14 protein-coding genes are annotated in these 17,666 nt (G+C 49.9%); 1 reads left to right on the plus strand and 13 read right to left on the minus strand.

Annotated features, from left to right (window positions below):
* Positions 1-143 precede the first annotated feature (143 nt).
* The 13 genes from JRJ22_RS22210 to JRJ22_RS22270 all read right to left on the minus strand — a co-directional run bounded on the left by JRJ22_RS22210 (position 144) and on the right by JRJ22_RS22270 (position 12,785).
* Positions 144-581, minus strand: coding sequence for an NUDIX hydrolase (locus JRJ22_RS22210; RefSeq protein ID WP_206101540.1), 438 nt, complete (start codon positions 579-581; stop codon positions 144-146).
* Positions 582-740: 159 nt separating this feature from the next.
* Positions 741-2,084 (minus strand): tRNA (N(6)-L-threonylcarbamoyladenosine(37)-C(2))-methylthiotransferase MtaB, encoded by a 1,344-nt coding sequence (gene mtaB / locus JRJ22_RS22215; protein WP_206101541.1) that lies wholly within the window; start codon positions 2,082-2,084, stop codon positions 741-743.
* A 3-nt stretch (positions 2,085-2,087) separates the two neighbouring features.
* Positions 2,088-2,852, minus strand: coding sequence for an RsmE family RNA methyltransferase (locus JRJ22_RS22220; protein WP_206101542.1), 765 nt, complete (start codon positions 2,850-2,852; stop codon positions 2,088-2,090).
* Between the two features lie 150 nt (positions 2,853-3,002).
* Positions 3,003-3,695, minus strand: coding sequence for a site-2 protease family protein (locus JRJ22_RS22225; RefSeq protein WP_206101543.1), 693 nt, complete (start codon positions 3,693-3,695; stop codon positions 3,003-3,005).
* Between the two features lie 2 nt (positions 3,696-3,697).
* Positions 3,698-4,747, minus strand: a complete 1,050-nt coding sequence (gene prmA / locus JRJ22_RS22230) for a 50S ribosomal protein L11 methyltransferase (RefSeq protein ID WP_206101544.1) — start codon at positions 4,745-4,747, stop codon at positions 3,698-3,700.
* Between the two features lie 109 nt (positions 4,748-4,856).
* Positions 4,857-5,414, minus strand: a complete 558-nt coding sequence (locus JRJ22_RS22235; protein ID WP_232380923.1) for a DNA-3-methyladenine glycosylase I — start codon at positions 5,412-5,414, stop codon at positions 4,857-4,859.
* 163 nt (positions 5,415-5,577) lie between these two features.
* Positions 5,578-7,239 carry a DUF4179 domain-containing protein gene (locus JRJ22_RS22240; protein WP_206101546.1) on the minus strand — a complete coding sequence of 554 codons (1,662 nt, stop codon included), beginning with the start codon at positions 7,237-7,239 and terminating at the stop codon, positions 5,578-5,580.
* Positions 7,199-7,759 (minus strand): RNA polymerase sigma factor, encoded by a 561-nt coding sequence (locus JRJ22_RS22245; RefSeq protein WP_206101547.1) that lies wholly within the window; start codon positions 7,757-7,759, stop codon positions 7,199-7,201. Before JRJ22_RS22245 ends, JRJ22_RS22240 begins: the two co-directional genes overlap by 41 nt.
* A 173-nt stretch (positions 7,760-7,932) precedes the next feature.
* Entirely contained in the window at positions 7,933-10,368 is a 2,436-nt protein-coding gene (locus tag JRJ22_RS22250; protein WP_206101548.1) for an EAL domain-containing protein, read from the minus strand.
* A gap of 171 nt (positions 10,369-10,539) precedes the next feature.
* The gene (locus JRJ22_RS29495; RefSeq protein WP_206101549.1) at positions 10,540-11,451 is read right to left on the minus strand and encodes a methyl-accepting chemotaxis protein; all 912 of its coding nucleotides are present in this window, start codon (positions 11,449-11,451) and stop codon (positions 10,540-10,542) included.
* Between the two features lie 257 nt (positions 11,452-11,708).
* On the minus strand, positions 11,709-12,083 hold the full coding sequence (locus JRJ22_RS22260) for a hypothetical protein (protein WP_206101550.1): 375 nt from the start codon (positions 12,081-12,083) through the stop codon (positions 11,709-11,711).
* Positions 12,084-12,194: 111 nt separating this feature from the next.
* Positions 12,195-12,374 carry a YfhD family protein gene (locus tag JRJ22_RS22265; RefSeq protein ID WP_206101551.1) on the minus strand — a complete coding sequence of 60 codons (180 nt, stop codon included), beginning with the start codon at positions 12,372-12,374 and terminating at the stop codon, positions 12,195-12,197.
* Positions 12,375-12,413: 39 nt separating this feature from the next.
* Positions 12,414-12,785 (minus strand): hypothetical protein, encoded by a 372-nt coding sequence (locus JRJ22_RS22270; protein ID WP_206101552.1) that lies wholly within the window; start codon positions 12,783-12,785, stop codon positions 12,414-12,416.
* 557 nt (positions 12,786-13,342) lie between these two features.
* On the opposite strand from JRJ22_RS22270, the gene JRJ22_RS22275 reads away from it, so the two are divergent.
* A complete protein-coding gene (locus tag JRJ22_RS22275; RefSeq protein ID WP_232380924.1) occupies positions 13,343-17,461 on the plus strand; it encodes a S8 family serine peptidase in 4,119 nt (1,372 codons plus the stop codon).
* Positions 17,462-17,666: the final 205 nt, after the last annotated feature.

The raw sequence follows: 17,666 nt of genomic DNA on the forward strand, positions 1-17,666 counted from the left end.
ACTTCCGGCCGCTGTTGTCTGCAGATTTCTTGATTTTACCGCTCTTAGAGGTAGAAATAAGCAGACAAAGGCGGACGCTACGCTCCTCCAGTTCCAAAATCCCCCTCCGTCACTTTCCCCTTTTGATTATATTCAAATTCATTTTATATAGTAAATTTTTGGGCAAGCATTGACAGCGCCTGTTGGAGAATAGGCACGTTGTTGGCATATAAGCTGCCCTTCCCCCGCTCCCAGGCTGCCTCCGGCTCATGCCATTCCACGGCGTTAATCTCTTCAGCCTGCGCTTTGGTCACCCCGCCCACCGCTTCCACCAGGAAGTAATGGACTTCCTTATCGACTTTTCCAAATACCGGATGCTGAAAAGTATATTTAATAATATCGATGGGTGCCTTGATTATTCCGACGGTACCAGTCTCCTCACGGATTTCCCGCAGCGCTGTCTCCTCTACTGTCTCTCCGTCCTCCATCTTGCCTTTGGGCAGCGCCACTTTGCCGTAGCGGTCCACGATCAGCTGTATTTCCAGCTGCCCGCTACCTCTCCGGTAAACCACGCCGCCCGCTGAAATTTGCTTATGCGCCATGTTGATAGCTCCTTAAAAGTTTTGTAGCATAGCATCACTGAATCATCAGCGTCAATACTTGCTTCTAAAGCATACGCTTAGTTTTGCAGCGTCAAAATAGCAAGAAGGACTTCATCTCCCGCGGGAAATGAAATCCTTACTTGCGGCCATCTATAAATGCTAGTGCGCGATTGGGCGAAGCTCAGTCCGGCTGACGCCTACCAGCTCGCCCTTGCATTCATTGACTCCGGCTTCCGTAATCTTCACCTGGCAGAGTTCACCCTGCAGCGAATCATCGCCGCGGAAGAATACCTGCAGGTAATTGTCACTGAAGCCGTGCTGGGTGCTGCGGCCCGGTGCATCTTTGGCGGACCGCTCGGCAATGACCGATACGGTCTTGCCGACGAAATTGCGGGCATACGCAAGCTGCATCTCTTCGGAGAGGTCGATCAGCTGCTGTACACGGGCATTCTTAATCTCTTCATCGACCTGGTTCAGCATCCGCGCAGCCGGTGTGCCTGTCCGCTTCGAATACGGGAATACGTGCATCTCGGAGTAGTTCACGGCCTTCATGAAGTCATAGCCGGCACGGAACATTTCCTCCGTCTCGCCCGGGAAGCCGACGATTACGTCGGTTGTAATGCCGACATCCGGCATAGCCTGGCGGATCAGCTGCATTTTGGCGTAATATTCCTCAGTCGTATATTTGCGGCGCATCGCTTTGAGTACGTCGTTATGTCCGGCCTGGAGCGGAATATGCAGGTGGCGGCACATTTTGGAGCTCCGGTTAAGTACTTCCAGCAGTTTCTCGTCAATCTGGCTGGCTTCAATCGAGCTGATGCGCACCCGCTCCAGCCCGTCCACTTTGTCCAGCTCCCAGAGCAGATCGGCGAGACGATAATTGTCCAGGTCATCGCCGTAGCCTCCGGTGTGAATGCCAGTGAGCACAAATTCCTTGTAGCCAGCCTCAACCAGCTGATGCGCTTGCGCAACGATGGATTTCGGATCACGGCTGCGTGACAGCCCGCGCGACCACGGAATGATGCAGAAGGTGCAGAAGTTGTTACAGCCGTCCTGAATTTTCATAAAAGCCCGCGTCCGGTCGGCAAAGCCAGGCACATCCAGCTCCTCAAATTCACGCGTCTTCATAATATTGCGCACGGCATTAACCGGCTGGCGGGATTCCTGTATATTCTTGACGTGGGTCATAATATGCTCACGGTCCTGGTTCCCGATCACCAAATCGACCCCGGGAATATCGAGAATCTCGCCGGGTGAGGTCTGCGCATAGCAGCCCGTTACGGCTACGATGGCCTCCGGGTTGCGGCGCACGGCGCGGCGGATCATCTGCCGGCTTTTTTTGTCGCCGGTGTTCGTTACTGTACAGGTATTGATCAAATACACATCGGCAGAGCCCTCGAAATCCACCTGCTCGTAACCTTCATTTTTGAAAAGCTGCCAGATGGCTTCAGTGTCATAGAAATTGACTTTACAACCTAAAGTATAAAATGCTACGGATGGCATTGTTTAAGCTCCCCCCATTTCTCCGGATTCATATAGAATACATGCTGCGGCGACCATACCTGCTGTCTCGCAGCGCAGAATACGGCTTCCAAGTCCAACGGATACTGCCCCGGCTTCTTCGGCCGCACGGCATTCCTCCGGGCTGAAGCCGCCTTCGGGTCCGACGACGATCATGACCTTGCCCGCAGATTCCGGCGGCAGCGCGGATAACCAAGGAGCGGCGGCACTGCGCAGCTGCAGGCCTTCTTCCTTTTCATAACAGAAGTATACCGCATCGTACCCGCTGAAGCTCTGCAGCAGCTGCTTCCAGCTGAGCGGTGAATGCACGGACGGCACGATATTCCGGTGCGCCTGCTCGGCGGCTTCCTTGGTGATTTTGCGCCAGCGCTCCAGCCGCTTGCTCTCCTTACGCTCATCGTACTGCACGATGGTACGCTCCGAGAGGAAGGGGGCAAAGGCCACCGCACCGATTTCGGTGCATTTTTGAATGACCGTTTCCAGCTTGTCACCTTTAGGCAGACTCTGGGCCACCGTGATCTGGATACGCGGCTCATGAGTCATCTCCAGGGGTTCCAGGATGTTCACTACAACCTCACCAATTTCAATCGATGCAATTTCCACCAGGGCTTCACGGGCTACGCCATCGCTTACAATCAGCTTGTCCCCCGCCTTGCCGCGCATGACCTTGGCGATATGGCGGGCATCTTCGCCCCCAATACTCACCTGATCCGTGCCAAACTGCTCGGGTGCTACAAAATAACGCTGCATATTCAAACCTCATTCTGTTCGATTATTCAGCGTAAAAACGGCGGCGTTCCTGCTGTCCAGGTCTCCGGCCGCCGCTCCTACGCACATATAAACCCTCTAAAAATAACACATTACATCATACAACGTTTGCCTGTCTGTGAACAGCCCCTGTTACAGGGTCCCATATCCGAACAGCTTGAGGAACATATTGATAAAGTCAGTGGCAATTTGCTGTGACCATATGTTCAGCGGCCGGATGGTATAAGCGCTCAGTCCGGGAATGAAAATGATCAACAAGAAGATAAAGACCGTCCACTGTTCATACTGCTGTAATTTGCCGCGAATCGGACGCGGTGCGATGTCTTCCACAATCCGGTAGCCGTCCAGCGGCGGCAGCGGAATCAGGTTGAACACAAACAGGAAGAAATTGAACGGAATAAACATTCCGAAGAACCAGTATATCGCTCTTAACAATTGATCATTTGTAATGGAATCCATAACGCCTGTTGCATGGAGTGCAGCGTAGATCAGCGCACCGAGAATACCAAGCAGCAGATTGCTGATTGGTCCGGCTGCGGATACAATTACTCCCATCAGCCGCGGGCGGCTGAAATTGTCGCGGTTCACCGGAACCGGACGGGCCCAGCCGAATCCGGCAATGAGCAGCAATATTATACCGAACAGATCAAAATGAACGGCAGGATTCAGTGTCATGCGGCCCAGCAGTCTTGCCGTCGGATCACCGAATTTGTTGGCAAAGTATGCGTGAGCGAACTCATGCACAGTAAATGCGATCACAATCGTAATCAGAAAAAACGGAAGCTGCTGCAGGGGATATACTAAAATTCGATCCAATGAATCCATCTCTACCTCTTTCCGGCTGTAATTGCCACCCAGTCTTCTTCACGGGTAATTTCCATAATCTCAAAACCGGAAGCCTCAAGTGCCTGTGTCACAAGACCTTCCTTATCCTTATAGATGCCGGAGGTAATATAAATCCCGCCCGGCTGCAGTGCACGGAATACATCATCTGTGAACAGCACAAGAATCTCCGCCAGAATGTTAGCCACGATTAGCTTCACGGGAAGTGTCACTCCAAGGCCAGAATCTGCCGGAGCTTCAGTTTCCTGCGTGTTCGTATAACCGGGTCTTGCCGCAGGCCACATATCTGCCGCTGCAGTATCCGCTGCGCCTTCGCCGCCAAGCAGCGACAGCAGGTCGCTTTCTTTTACAGTAACCGATTCCTGCAGTCTGTTCAGGACCACATTCTCCCGGGCACTTTCTACCGCGACCGGATCAAGATCCAGCGCAAGCACAGACTTTGCCCCAAGCAGAACCGCACCCACAGCCAGAATACCGGATCCGGTGCCTACGTCGATTACTTCCTCACCGCCGCTGATTCTCTTCTCAAGTGCACGCAGGCACAGTGCGGTCGTAGGATGCGTACCTGTTCCGAAGGCCATGCCGGGATCGATTTCAATAATTTTCTCATCCGGGCCGGCTGGTGTATATTCTTCCCAGGTCGGTTTAATGGTCAGACGCTCCGATACACGCAGCGGCTTGAAATACGCCTTCCAGGCATGGGCCCATTCGTCCTCGTCTACGGTCTTCCATGAGATCAGCGCTTTGCCGGGATCAATCCCGAACTCCCGCAGCTCTTCCACACGCGGAGCGACTTCCGAGATCACATCGTCCATCGAAACCGTCTCGGCATAGTAACCTTTAATCACAGCTTCACCGATCGGAATATCATTCAGCGGCTCGTCGTATAATTCGCCGTACCGGGTGTCTCTTATTTTACTCAGTGTTCCTGATTCTTCAATGGAAACACCGCCTGCTCCGGCTTCATACAGCAGATTGGATATCATCTCCTGTGCCTCTTCTGTTGTATGTACCGTCAGTTCATGCCATAACATGTGTGTAGGTCCTCCTAAAATAATATGCAGTGGTTGAATATTTAACAGTATAACATTTCTTCTATAGGTAGCGCCAAAACCGCGACTTCTGTGCCTTAGCTCCGTTATTTCACCGGCGGCAAAAGCAGTCAGCCGTATGGTCATTCACCATGCCCGAGGCCTGCATAAACGCATAACAAATCGTAGAGCCGACAAACTTCATGCCCTTCTTCTTCAGCGCCTTGCTCATCTCGTCAGACTGGGCGGTGGTAGCCGGAACCTCGGAACGTGTCTTCCACTGGTTAATCACCGGCTTTCCTCCGGTAAAGCTCCACAGGTAATCGGCAAAGCTGCCCTCATCCCGGCAAATCTGCAGGTAGACCTCCGCATTCCGCAGAATGGCATTGATCTTCAGAGGGTTACGGATAATCCCCGTATCCTGCATCAATGATTCAATTTTCGCTTCATCATACTGGACAATCTTCTGCGGATCGAATCCGTCGAAGACTTTCCGGAAATGCTCCCGCTTTTTCAGCACGGTATACCAGCTCAGTCCGGCCTGCATGCCCTCCAGCATCAGCAGCTCGAACAGCTTCCGGTCATGGTGCAGCGGCTTGCCCCATTCTTCATCGTGGTAGGCAATATAGAGCGGGTCTTCGTTAACCCAGGCACAGCGTGTGATCTCCAAGTTGTTCTCTCCTTTGTCTCTCAAGCTGTTATACAAGCTTCGGTCTGCTTCAACCATAATAATATTCTATAATATAATATCAAAAAAAACCGTCCGCCCCTGCACCAGGGTATCGAACGGCTTAATTTTGCTTTTACAAAACGGTGTGATCTGACGGCAGAGTTTAAGGCTGCAGCTGAACCCGCGTCTCTTTCTCCGGCTCATCGGTTGTGTAATAGAACATATAGATAGAAGCTTCTGTTCCTTTGAAATTCTTATAGACATCGATAGCTTTATTATTTCCGTCCCCGTCAAAGTTGCTCGTGACCGGTCTGCCCAGTATACGATCTTTACCCAGATTAATATGGGTTTGGTTGACTCCGCCAAAACGGTCGTCATCGCTTTGCGTCTCTACGAACAAATCGCTTCCCTGCATATAATAGGTCCACTTCACTGGATAGCCCCCGGTAGTGCGGATCAGCGTCTGTTTATGAGCAGAAATATTCGTCAGCTGGAGCGGAGACTTGTCATCTTCATGAACAGTAACCTTGTAGCTGCCGATAAAGGTAAGCGGGGTTTGCTTATCGATCACGAGATCACTAGGACGCTCGAAGCTGAATGTCATTAATTTAGGATCATCTTCTTTCGACCGGTACTGCATCCCCTCGATTGTCTTTCCGCCAGCTTCAAGCTTTACTTTGACATAAGGTATCCTTGGAAATTTATTATTCTTCACTCTGACAGAGACACGGATCTGGGTGGGTGTAACCACCATACTCTCAATAGTATTCATAGTATCGCCCGGTTCCAGCGGAAGATTCAGCGCTGTTTTGATCGTTCCGCTCTCCATTTGCTTCTTGCTTAACTGCAGATCAAAGGACCAGGGTCCGGCTATACTGTGTTTCAGCTTAGTATATTGCAGCTTGTAGGCAGTTTGCCCTTTAGGAACCTCAGCTGTTTTAAAATACTGCTTCATGGTGTATTCACCGTTATCCCCCGGCGCTCCAAAGGTCCCCCCGGAAAGCGAATTCACCTGAGTTCCTCCCTTATAGGCTACAATCATCGGGTAGGTCCATTCCTTTGCCTCAGGCTCAGCGAAAATTACTGCCGAAGACAGCAGCAGCTTACCGTCACTCTGGGTAAATGGCTGTACCTCCAGGCTTTGCATGCCTTCTTGTCCGATCTGGAAGGTCTGCAGCGCCGAAGAGCCACTGTCAAGAGAGAGTTCCTGCTCCGTTTGAGTAAAGGACTGCACTGCTGCCGCGGTCAAAGTAACCTTAGCTTCCTCCGACTTAGAGGTCCAGTCACTCTCAAAATAGCCATTGTACCGCTGGTTTTTTTCATCCCACTGCTGGTAGCTGTACTGGCCCTCGCTGCTGTTGCCTTTTTCATCCTTTAAGGACAGGCCTTTTACATTCCAAAACTCCTGATCCGCCCGTTTCCCTACATCCAGACTATATAGAATCACCGTCCGGTTCTCATCGACAATTGCCGTTCGCAGCGTCAGCGTAACCCCGTCCCTGCTGATGGACTGCCCCAGCTGCTGGCCCAGATTCTGGTCGAGCGCAGCTTGGACGCCTTCCCTGTCGCGCAGCAGATTACCCCAATCATATTGAATGGCCGCATACACCGGGGCGGCAGCAAGCAGTGCACTAAGGGAGGCAGCAACCGTAATTCTGCGCCAGTTTCTCGACCTGCGCGGACTAGCGGCTTCCGTAGTGCCAACCCTTAAGGATGCAGCATGCGCCGCTTGCTCTACCCGGTCCCACATGCTGTCAAAATCCGGATAGTTAACAGCGTGTTCTTTATTTAATTGACGCTCCAGCATATTTTCCAGCTTCTTCATAATGCTCACCCTTCCATTCTTCATCTTGTATTCCGGCTTCCAGCAGAATCCGCCTCATCATTTTCAGTCCCTTGTGCTGTCTTGATTTTGCTGTACCGAGCGGTATGGATAGTGCTTCCGAGATTTCAGCCAGACTGAAATCATGCATGTATCTTAGTGTCAGTACCGCCCGGATTTTTGCTGGAAGCTTGGACATATAAACCGCCCATTCCAGTGCTGTCTCCTTTTGTTCAATGAGCCGCTCTACCGGTGTTTCGCTGTTCCCGTTCCAAAGATGCAGATTTTCTGCGACCTTCTGCTGCAGGCTGCGTGAGCGTTTCAGATGATTCAGGCAGGCATTGACCGTGATTTTCATAATCCATGCCCGGATATATTCGACATCCTGCCACTGGCTGCGAAACACGGTGATGAACACCTCCTGGCACAGATCCTCGGCATCTGCTGCATCATGCACCATGTAGTAACAGGTCCGGTAAACAGCTTTGTTATAGGCTTCAAATAATTCGCGGTTACTCTGCAATTCTGGCCCTCCTTTCTTATGTGATCTGTCTATTTAACAATCCGGGCCCGAAAAAGGTTCATTTCTTGAGCATATACATTTGCAGCTGTTCTGACCAGGGCAGGAAGCAGGTTTTGCAGAGCCGTAGAACAAAAAAAAGCACACCCCGAAGGGGCGCGCTTTTTCATACCAATCTACTTGGATGCTTCTAACGGAAACATATACTTCTGCTTCAAATCGTCAGCAGCCAGCGGACGGCTGTAATAGTAGCCTTGAATATCCTGGCACCCGCTGTCCACCACAATTTCCAGCTGCTCTTTGGTCTCGATGCCTTCAGCGATCACCTGCATGTGCATATGCTGTGCCATCGTCAGGATGGTAGCTACAATCGCCCGGTCATTGCTGCTGTCCGTTATGCCGCTGATGAACGACCGGTCGATCTTCACTTTATGAATAGGATACAGCTTCAAATAACCGAGAGAGCTATAGCCCGTCCCGAAATCATCCAGACTGATCCGGATTCCGCTCTTCGCCAGATCATTCAGAATTCCGCTGGACCGCGTGGCATCCATCATCATCCCTTCCGTAATCTCCAGCTCAAGGTATTTAGGAGCAAGTCCGGTCTCCCGGAGAATTTCCCGGATATCCTCAAGTAAACTGTACTGCAGAAACTGCTGGGAAGAGAGATTCACCGCCACAGGTATGAGCGGACCTCCCTCATCATGCCACTGGCGCATTTGCCGGCACGCTTCGCGGAGCACAAAGTTTCCAAGTTCCACAATCTGCCCGCTCTCTTCCGCCGCAGAAATGAACAATCCGGGAGGGAGCAATCCTTTGACAGGATGCTGCCAGCGTACGAGCGCCTCCACCCCTATAATCTCATTATTATCTGCACGGATCTGTGGCTGATAGAACACCGTGAACTCGTTGCGTTCCAGCGCTTTGCGCAAATCCGCTTCCAGTTCCAGCTGCTCCAGTAATTGTCCATTCAAATCGTCTGAGAAGAACTGATAGCCGTTTCTGCCGTTCTTCTTCACCTCATACATGGCAGTATCTGCATTTTTGAGCAGTTCGCCCGCATCCTGACCATGAGCAGGAAAGAAGGCGATTCCGATACTTACGGTTACATATATTTCCCGCTCCTTTAGATAAAGCGGTTGTTCAATCGCTGCGATCATCCGCTCTGCAATAGCCGTAACATTCATATTCTCTCTGGAAAACCGGCAGAGCAGGGCGAACTCGTCTCCCCCCATCCGGCCCACTGTCAGCTGCTCATTGACTACACTGCGGTGAATCCGACTGCTCATTTCCTGCAGGAACAGATCACCGTACAGATGCCCGAGTGAATCATTGATGATTTTGAACCGGTCAAAATCCATGACAAGTACCGCAAACGGCTCCTGGCTTCCCCGATGCACCTCAATGGTCTGTGCCAGCAGCTGATTAAACATCCGTCTGTTCGGTAATCCCGTCAGCTCATCATGGAAAGCAAGATATTGATTCTGCTCCTTAGCCCGTTTCTCTTCGGTCACATCCCGGGCAATGACATAGATTCCTGCCACCTGCCCGTCGACTACAACCGGAGCAACACTCATACCGATATCAACCGTCCGCCCGCTCTGATGGGTAATCCTCGTCTCGATGCTAGCCTGTTCTCCGGCCAAAGACTTGGCAAACAGTTCCCGGACCGGCTCCTGGTCTCTTTCTGCAACAAGCGACAGGACTGAAATCAGAGGCTGTTCCTTCAATTCCATTTCGCTGATCCCGGTGATTCTTGTTGCTGCAGGATTGGAACCGATGATCCGCAGCTTCAGGTCTACAGAGACGATAGCGTCCTGGTTGTTTTCGTAGAGCGATTTATACCATTTTTCATTGACCAGCAGCTCCGTATCTTTACTGGAGAACCGCCGGGAGATATAGATGCCGAGGATCGACAATCCCAGCGTTAGCAGTGCTCCGCCTGCAATCACATAGGCAAGCCACTTCTGGTTCAGCACCACCCCGGTATTCAGCCAGGAATGGCTGGCATGCTCGAAGGTTGCGGCCATCATTCCGGTATAGTGCATCCCCACAATGGCGGTTCCCATAACCAGACCGCTTATGAACTTTTTCCCGCGCCTGCCGTCTTCCCGGTTCACCATCAGATTAGAGGACATACCCAGAGCGGCAACGGATACAGCCAGAGCAATCACAAAAGACAGGAACACATAACCAGTCTTATAAGTAACGCCTATCTGCATCGCCGACATTCCAATATAATGCATCCCGAATATACCGCCGGCCAGCAGGATTCCGCTCCCAAAGAGCGGAAGCATTCCCCGCTTGAACAAGCTGATAACCAATAACGCCACGAATGATGCAATAATCGCAACCGTAACTGACAGTAAGACAGCCATAAGGTTGTAAGCCACCGGAACTGTCAGTTTCAAGGCCAGCATCCCGACAAAATGGGTCGACCAAATGCCCATCCCCATCATCACCGCACCGGACCCGAGCCATAATCCGCGGCGTTTGCCCTTTGACATGCCCACAATGCCTGCTAACTCCAGAACGGTAAAGGAGGCTGCAACCGCAATCAAATATGAAAAAAACACGAGCAGCTTATCATGACTGCCATGTATATGCTCCATGTGCTTCTCCCTTCATACCATTCCACAAGGCTGGCGAAAACTTATATTTCACATAAGCTACTATTATATCGGACGGATCCGGCAAAAATCCAATATATTTTTTACTGAAATCCGCATTAAAAAAACAGCATGGCCTCCCTTCTTTTTAGGGCTCCATACTGTCGATTCAAGTTAGATGATATTGAGTACTTCACGCGCTTGGGTATCCAGCTCCTGGGCGGAAACCGCAATTCCGGTGAACTCCTTCAGAGCAGTGTCTATCTGCCGCTGTCCTTCTTCAACATTGCTCTGCACTTGATCCAGGCCGTTTGACATTCTGCTGATTTCTTCTGTGATTGCATTGACACTGTCCCGAACCTCGGCAATGGAATCCTGTACTAGACCCGACAGTTTTCTGACCTCTTTAGCCACCACATCAAAACCTCGGCCGAACTCTCCGGCATGCGCCGCCTCGATTGCTGCGTTAAGTGCCAGAAGATGTGTCTGTGATGCAATATCACGGATGGTCTGTACCACCCCCTGAATATCACCGGCTTTATTCTGCAGATTCACTAGCGTAACTGAATTTTCGTCTGATACTCCGGCGATTTTGTCGATGCTCTGCAGCAGCTCGCGGCTCCGTTCAATGCCTTTTTCTGCGCGCTGGTTCAGACTGTCCGCCATCTGCTGCATCTTTTCCACCAATTTATTCATGTTGATCTGCCTATGTGTGATATTCGTTGCAACCTTAGTTACACCGATAACCTGCTCATTCGCTTCATCAAAAATCGGCATATATGCCGCCTCAAGCCAGACTATATTCCCTTCTGAATCCATTCGTTCAATTTTATCCTGATAGCTTGTGCCCGATAGCAGATTCTGCCAGAAAACTTCATAACCGGGGCTATCGGCAAATTCAGGAAAGCACAGCTCCCGATGATTCATCCCATACATATCCTCTGGCTTGTATTTCATTGAACCCGCAAACACTTCATTAACATATGCCACCCTGCGGTCCAGATCAAAGCGGATCAGGGCAAGATTTTTCTCTAAAGCTTTGACAACCAGCGCATCTGTGACTGTTTGGGCTGAACCGTTCTCCATAGTAATTTCTCCCTGTCTAACCTAATTTGTGATCTGTGACTTCCCGGTATCATCAAGCCGCTATATTTGTTTGTATGCTATATTAACGGTAAAACTGCAGCTTTGGATTACATACAACATCAACTTTTCTAAAATATAGCAATGTCCCCGTAACAAAAGCACCCGGCGTCCATTAAGAAGATGGATGCCGAGTGCTTTGGCGGTTCAATATTGTTGTTCACTGATCTAGTTATTATCCAGTTTAAACACTATATCGTTCACTTTTTCGGGCCATAATCCCCGAATTTAATCCCCCACACCGAATCCTTCTGATGTGCTGCCGCCTCCTGCAGATCAGGAAGCCTCACATCCTGCGGATAATGCCGCTCCAGGTACATCACAAATCCCCGGCGCAGGCCGATTTCGTAATCCAGCTTGTTAAACTCATTCGGATGCTTCTCCATTTCCGAAAGTGAGGCTTCCCAGCTTTCCAGATCAGCAGCTTCAGAGCGGCCGTCACGCACCCGCTCCGTAAGCTCCCGCAGCTCGCGGTAAGCCCGCTTTACTTTAGAAGAATAGACCTGCTTCTGGTTCAAAAAAGTAAGCAGCGCAACCAGCAGCGCCAGTCCGCCCCATAAAATAAATGTGTTCATTCCAGTTCCCTCCACGCATCGCTTATCCACCTCATTATACACGGCAGAGCACAAAAAAACCCCACAGTTCGTGGGGCGTGTCAGAAGTTAACCTTCATTATCTTAACTCAGCTATTCCTTCTTCAAAATTTCATGAAGATGCCGTTTATCGGCCTCACGCGAACGATCAAGCGCTTCAAGGTCATCCTGATCGGCCTCCGCCGCCGAAAACTCCACATCCTCTAATTTGGCTTCGTAGAGCATTTTTTGTTTGTCTGTTTTGGAGAATATTTTTGAGTTTTCTCTATCCATATCGGGATCAGCCTCCGTGTTGTTCTAAAATGCAAAACTTCAAATCATTCCGCCGGCATCTTCAATGATTTTTAAAGCCTGGTCAAATGAACCCGAGTCTACAACTACGGTCAGCAAAATATTTCTGCCTGTAGGACCGCCGTCTCCTCCGTGGCTCATTCCGCTCGCGCTGGAATCTGCTGCCGCCAGTATCCCCGCTGAATGGCTGTCCATCGTGGAGTTCAACGTCATGGTCGCCAGGCTGGGAATATCTCCAGTCAGCGGGTTATTTCCCGAGTACTGCGCATTGCCGGGGTATTTACTGAAGGTGTCTATGGACATGTCGATTACACGAAGCGCCTGAAGCTTCCTGGAGACGCCTTCTGCTTCTTCGGGAGCTTTAAAATAAGCAAGTATGTTTTTTTCGGACAAGGGTAATCCCTGCTTTCTGCTGGAATGCACAACGCAAATTTACAGTGTTATTTTGTATTGAAGCATTCCGGATTATGCACATGCTCTATTTTTTATAAGCTCCTTGTGTCATCATCTGCATATTCAAAACTACTTTTTCCATTCCCAGACTCGGAATTATTACCAGTCCCCGCCAGTTCGTGCCTATATTGAACATAGGGCTAAAGAGAGCATTACTTTAGACCCATTAAAATTAAAATATCCAAATGTTATTCATGTCATAAAAGCTTACTTAATGTCAAATAAACAGAGATACAGTTTTGATTTAGTTCTTTGTATCTAGTTTTTTTCCGAGAATAAGCTGTGCACATGTCATATTTTACATCACAAAAGAACAAGCACTTTAGAAATCAGATAAATTTTATGTAGATTTTACATTTTACCAATGGTAAAATCTTCTTAATATTTTTCCTACTAATCTAGATGGAAATAGAAGATTAATAGAAAGGAGAATCAACCTACTGTCTACAGCGGGAAAAATTTGTATCAGAATAACACACATCTGGAGGGGATTACATTTGGAGTGGACTAAACTACCACGCAAGCTATCTATCGTAGCCTTGTCACTGGGAGTGACAGCAGGCATGATTCCTGGAGCAGCATTTGCTGCCAGCAGCTTGCAGACGCCATCATCGAGTAAAACATTATCTTCTTTAACTCAGACCTCGAATCAGACGTTTATCTCACCACAGATCAACACCAAATCCTCAAACAATGTCCGCGTTATCGTGCAATTGAGCGGCCAGCCTGCAGCAGTAGGTAAATATGCAGCGAAGCAGGGAATTTCCGCCCTTTCCAAGACAGCTACGGAGGCTGCGGTCAAAAGCCAGCAGGCAGAAGTACTGGACAAAGCGGATGACCTGGGAATCGATCTGACTGTAAACTACCAGTATGATACGGTACTTAACGGTTTTGAAGTATCCGTTCCAGCCAATGAAATTCCGCAGCTGGCGAAGATCTCCGGCGTTACCTCCATTTATCCGAACAGCACCTGGTATGCGCTGCCGGAAGAAACAGTGACAGAGGTCACTTACAAGAATGACAATGCTCCACTGGAGCAAATTCATGCCAATTGGGCTTGGGATCAAGGGATCACCGGGGCCGGTCTGAAGGTTGGCGTAATTGATACCGGTGTAGATTTTAATCATCCGGATATCGCAGCTGCTTATAAAGGCGGATACGACTCCTTCTATAATGATAATGATCCCTCTGAAGAACCCCCGTTGGCAGCAGATGAAGATCCTTACGGCACCGGTTATGGAGGAACATATCACGGCACACACGTAGCCGGTACTATCATCGGTCAATACGCAGCCAAAGGTGATGTTGCTCAAAAAGGTGTCGCATACGGGGCTGAACTTTATGCATACAAGGTACTGGGACGGAATCTCGATAAACCAAGTACTTCTTCCGGTTCATCCGCCCAGGTCATCGACGGTATCGAGCGTGCGGTGAAAGACGGTATGAATGTTATCAACCTGTCGCTTGGTTCCGACTCAGAGAAGGACGTTAACTCTCCAGATACCATTGCGATTAACAACGCTGTACTCTCTGGCGTTGTGGCGGTTATTGCCAACGGCAACAACGGACCTGGATACTTCACCCTTGGTTCTCCGGCAGTTTCCCAGCTGGCAATCTCAGTAGGTGCCGTGAACAGTCCGGTAAAATCCTTCTCTGGCCGGTTTGAGACGGAAATTGTAGGTGCGGTAACTTCAGTTACTTACGCCACTTATCAGGATTTCCACGTGATGGCTTACGAACTTGGGAAAACTGATTTTGCCAAAATTATCGGTACCGAACCCGTTCCGGTAGTTTACGCTGATCTAGGTGCAGAGGAAGATTATCCAAAGAGTGACATCAGCGGTTCCATCGTTCTGGTCTCCCGCGGAGAGCTGGCTTTCGTTGATAAGATTGCCAACGCCAAGGCACGCGGTGCCAGAGCGATTGTCATCTTCAACGGTAATGCCAACTCTAAACATGAAGCCATCCTGGCTGATAGCATCCAAGGCCGCGACGGATTCATTGGCAACAACCTCGGGGATGGATTTGACAACATTCCAACTTTTGATATCAAAGGTACGACTGGACGTCAACTGGCGCGGACAATTTTGGCGAACGAGGGTAAACCTGTCTTCTTCACCTTTGGAACCAATTATAATCCTTCAATGTCTGCCGGAGATGAAGTAACTTCCTTCTCCTCATGGGGTCCAAATGTAGATGGTAACCTGTCTATCAAACCTGATATCGTGGCTCCTGGTGAAGGCGTACTGTCCACTTGGCCGGCATACGGCGGAGATTACACCCAAGCCTATAACCGGATCAGCGGTACCAGTATGGCGACACCGCATGTTGCAGGCTTGTCTCTTCTGATCAAGCAGGCTCATCCGGAGTATTCACCATTTGATATCCGTGCCGCTCTGGCTAATACTGCAGACCAGCTCACTTCTAATGGTGCTCCGGAAGATTTATACGTTCAAGGTCCGGGTCGGGCAAATGTTGAAAATGCCATTAAAACACCAGCGTTACTTGAAGCACTTGAACCCATTACGATTCTGGACAAAAATTTCACACCGCAAAATGTCATTAACTATAATCCTTCTACAAGCTTTGGAACACTGCTGCCGGGTTCCTCTGCGACAAAAGCACTGCAGCTGAAAAATGTCAGCAATAGCAGCCATACGTATTCCGCATCCATCGTTTGGAACCATGATGATCTGGAAAATGTTACTGCCACCTTAGACAAAACAACCGTGACCGCTTCCGCGTACGGAACGTCTACCTTTAATTTAAAGGTTAATGTTTCCTCTGATGCCGAACCGGAAATGCTGCAAGGTAATGTTGTATTGACAGCCGATGGACAGCCGACACTGCATCTGCCGTTTGCTATTAATATTGACAATACTCTGCAACAGCCTGACTGGGGTACCGGTATACAAGAAGCTGTCATGAATAAACCAATCGTAACGAAAGATGATTCCGGTATCCTTACCTACAAACTGAAGGCTGATGACATCAATTACTATGAAGTGGATCTGGTTGGCCTGGATGATAAAACCAAGGGCTATTTCAAATACTATGCTACTTCAAATCCTGATGCATATTTCGCTCCGGGCGAATACAGTACTGTCATCGGAGCCACTTATCACCCGTATGACAGCAATGGAGATCCAATTCTAGATGCGAACGGTAAACCAGCTGTGGCAAGCTTGACAGACGGGGTTTACAAGCTTCAAGTTATAGGAATCAATGCGGAAGATAATACCAAACCTCCGGTCAAGATTGATCAAAACGATGAAGATTTAGAAATCTATACCGCTTATACATCCTTCAGTTATAAGACAACTACTCCTACTCCGGGTACCGGACCAGACGGAGGAAGCGGTGGCGGCGGTGGTGGCGCAGTCACACCAACCACGCCAACTGTGCCTGCTGCTGCAGCTGCGCTAGTTGAAGAAGGAGCTGCGCAAGTATCCTTGACTCCTTCGACAGCTTCCAAAGATGGTGTTACCACAGTAACGGTGACAGACAATGATCTGAAGACTGCTCTGGCTAAAGCCACAGCTTCCAAGACCGCTGTAGTGATCTCCGTGGCCGCAATCACTGACAAGGCAGCTGTACTGAGCCTGACTGCGGACCAAGTGAAACTGCTGGCCGGTATCCATGCTGACAGTTCTGTTGTAATCAGTGTTGGCGGATCTGCAGTTTCCCTGCCGGTATCCCTGCTGAAATCTGCTCCTGCAGGTGAAAGTTTCAAGCTGGATATCAAGCAGGCACCTGAAGCCGCAAGCAAATTGACTGCCAGCGTACCTGGTTCTACGGTAATCGGAACTCCGGTTGCTTTTGAAGCTTCTTGGACTACCGCTACCGGCAGCACCTATTTGAACACACCAAGCAATGTATTCATTAAGAGATCCTTTACAGTTCCAGGCACGATTCAGCCGAAAACTGCCGGTGTGCTCTTCGAAGAGAAGGGAGTGGTAACTCCGGTTGCTTCCGTGTTCAAGTCTCAGACAGACGGAACAACTCTTGTTACTGTAAACCGCCCAGGCTTCTCGACTTATGCTGCCGTAAGTAAACCAGCAGCAGCCTTTACGGACATCGCTTCTTCGAAATCGGCAGAAGCCATCCAGGCGCTGGCCAATAAGCTGATCATCCAGGGAACCTCGGGGGCGACCTTCTCGCCGAAGAGCAACCTGACCCGTGCTGAGTTCACGGCGCTCTTGACCCGCGCGCTCGGTCTGCGTACGGATGCCAAAGTTACCTTCTCTGATGTGAAAGCAACAGACTGGTACGCTGCTGACGTAGCTGCCGCTTCCAAAGCCGGCCTGATTCTGGGCATCGGCAACGGTAAATTTGCTCCAACCCAGAAGGTAACCCGCCAAGAGCTGGTTGTTATTCTGGACAGAGCGCTTAAATTGACCGGAACCGAACTGAAGAGTGCGAACCCTTCCTTTACGACCTACGCAGACAGCGCTAAAGTAGCTGCCTATGCGAAGGACAGCCTGCAGTCCCTGTCTGCAGCCGGCATCATCAGCAGTGACCAGGGAACCAGCTTTAACCCGGTCGCTCCCGCAACCCGTGAGACCGCTGCTGCCGCGCTGTACCAACTGCTGAGTAAGATTGGTCTAATCGAATAGTTCTAAGTCCCTGTCAGCTTCCGGTCTCCCCGGAGGCCGGAAGTGAGCAGTGATGCTTGTCCCAGGACCGTGCATGGCTTAACAGCCATGTACGGTCCTTTTTTTAACCTACTGTATACAGCACAAAAAACCCCAATTCCGTTTAATATACGAAATTGGGGCTATTGTGTCTTCTTATGAATTCACTGAAGATGCTGGATGAAGA

Origin of the sequence: Paenibacillus tianjinensis, from assembly GCF_017086365.1 — a bacterium.
GTDB classification, from domain to species: domain Bacteria; phylum Bacillota; class Bacilli; order Paenibacillales; family Paenibacillaceae; genus Paenibacillus_AQ; species Paenibacillus_AQ tianjinensis.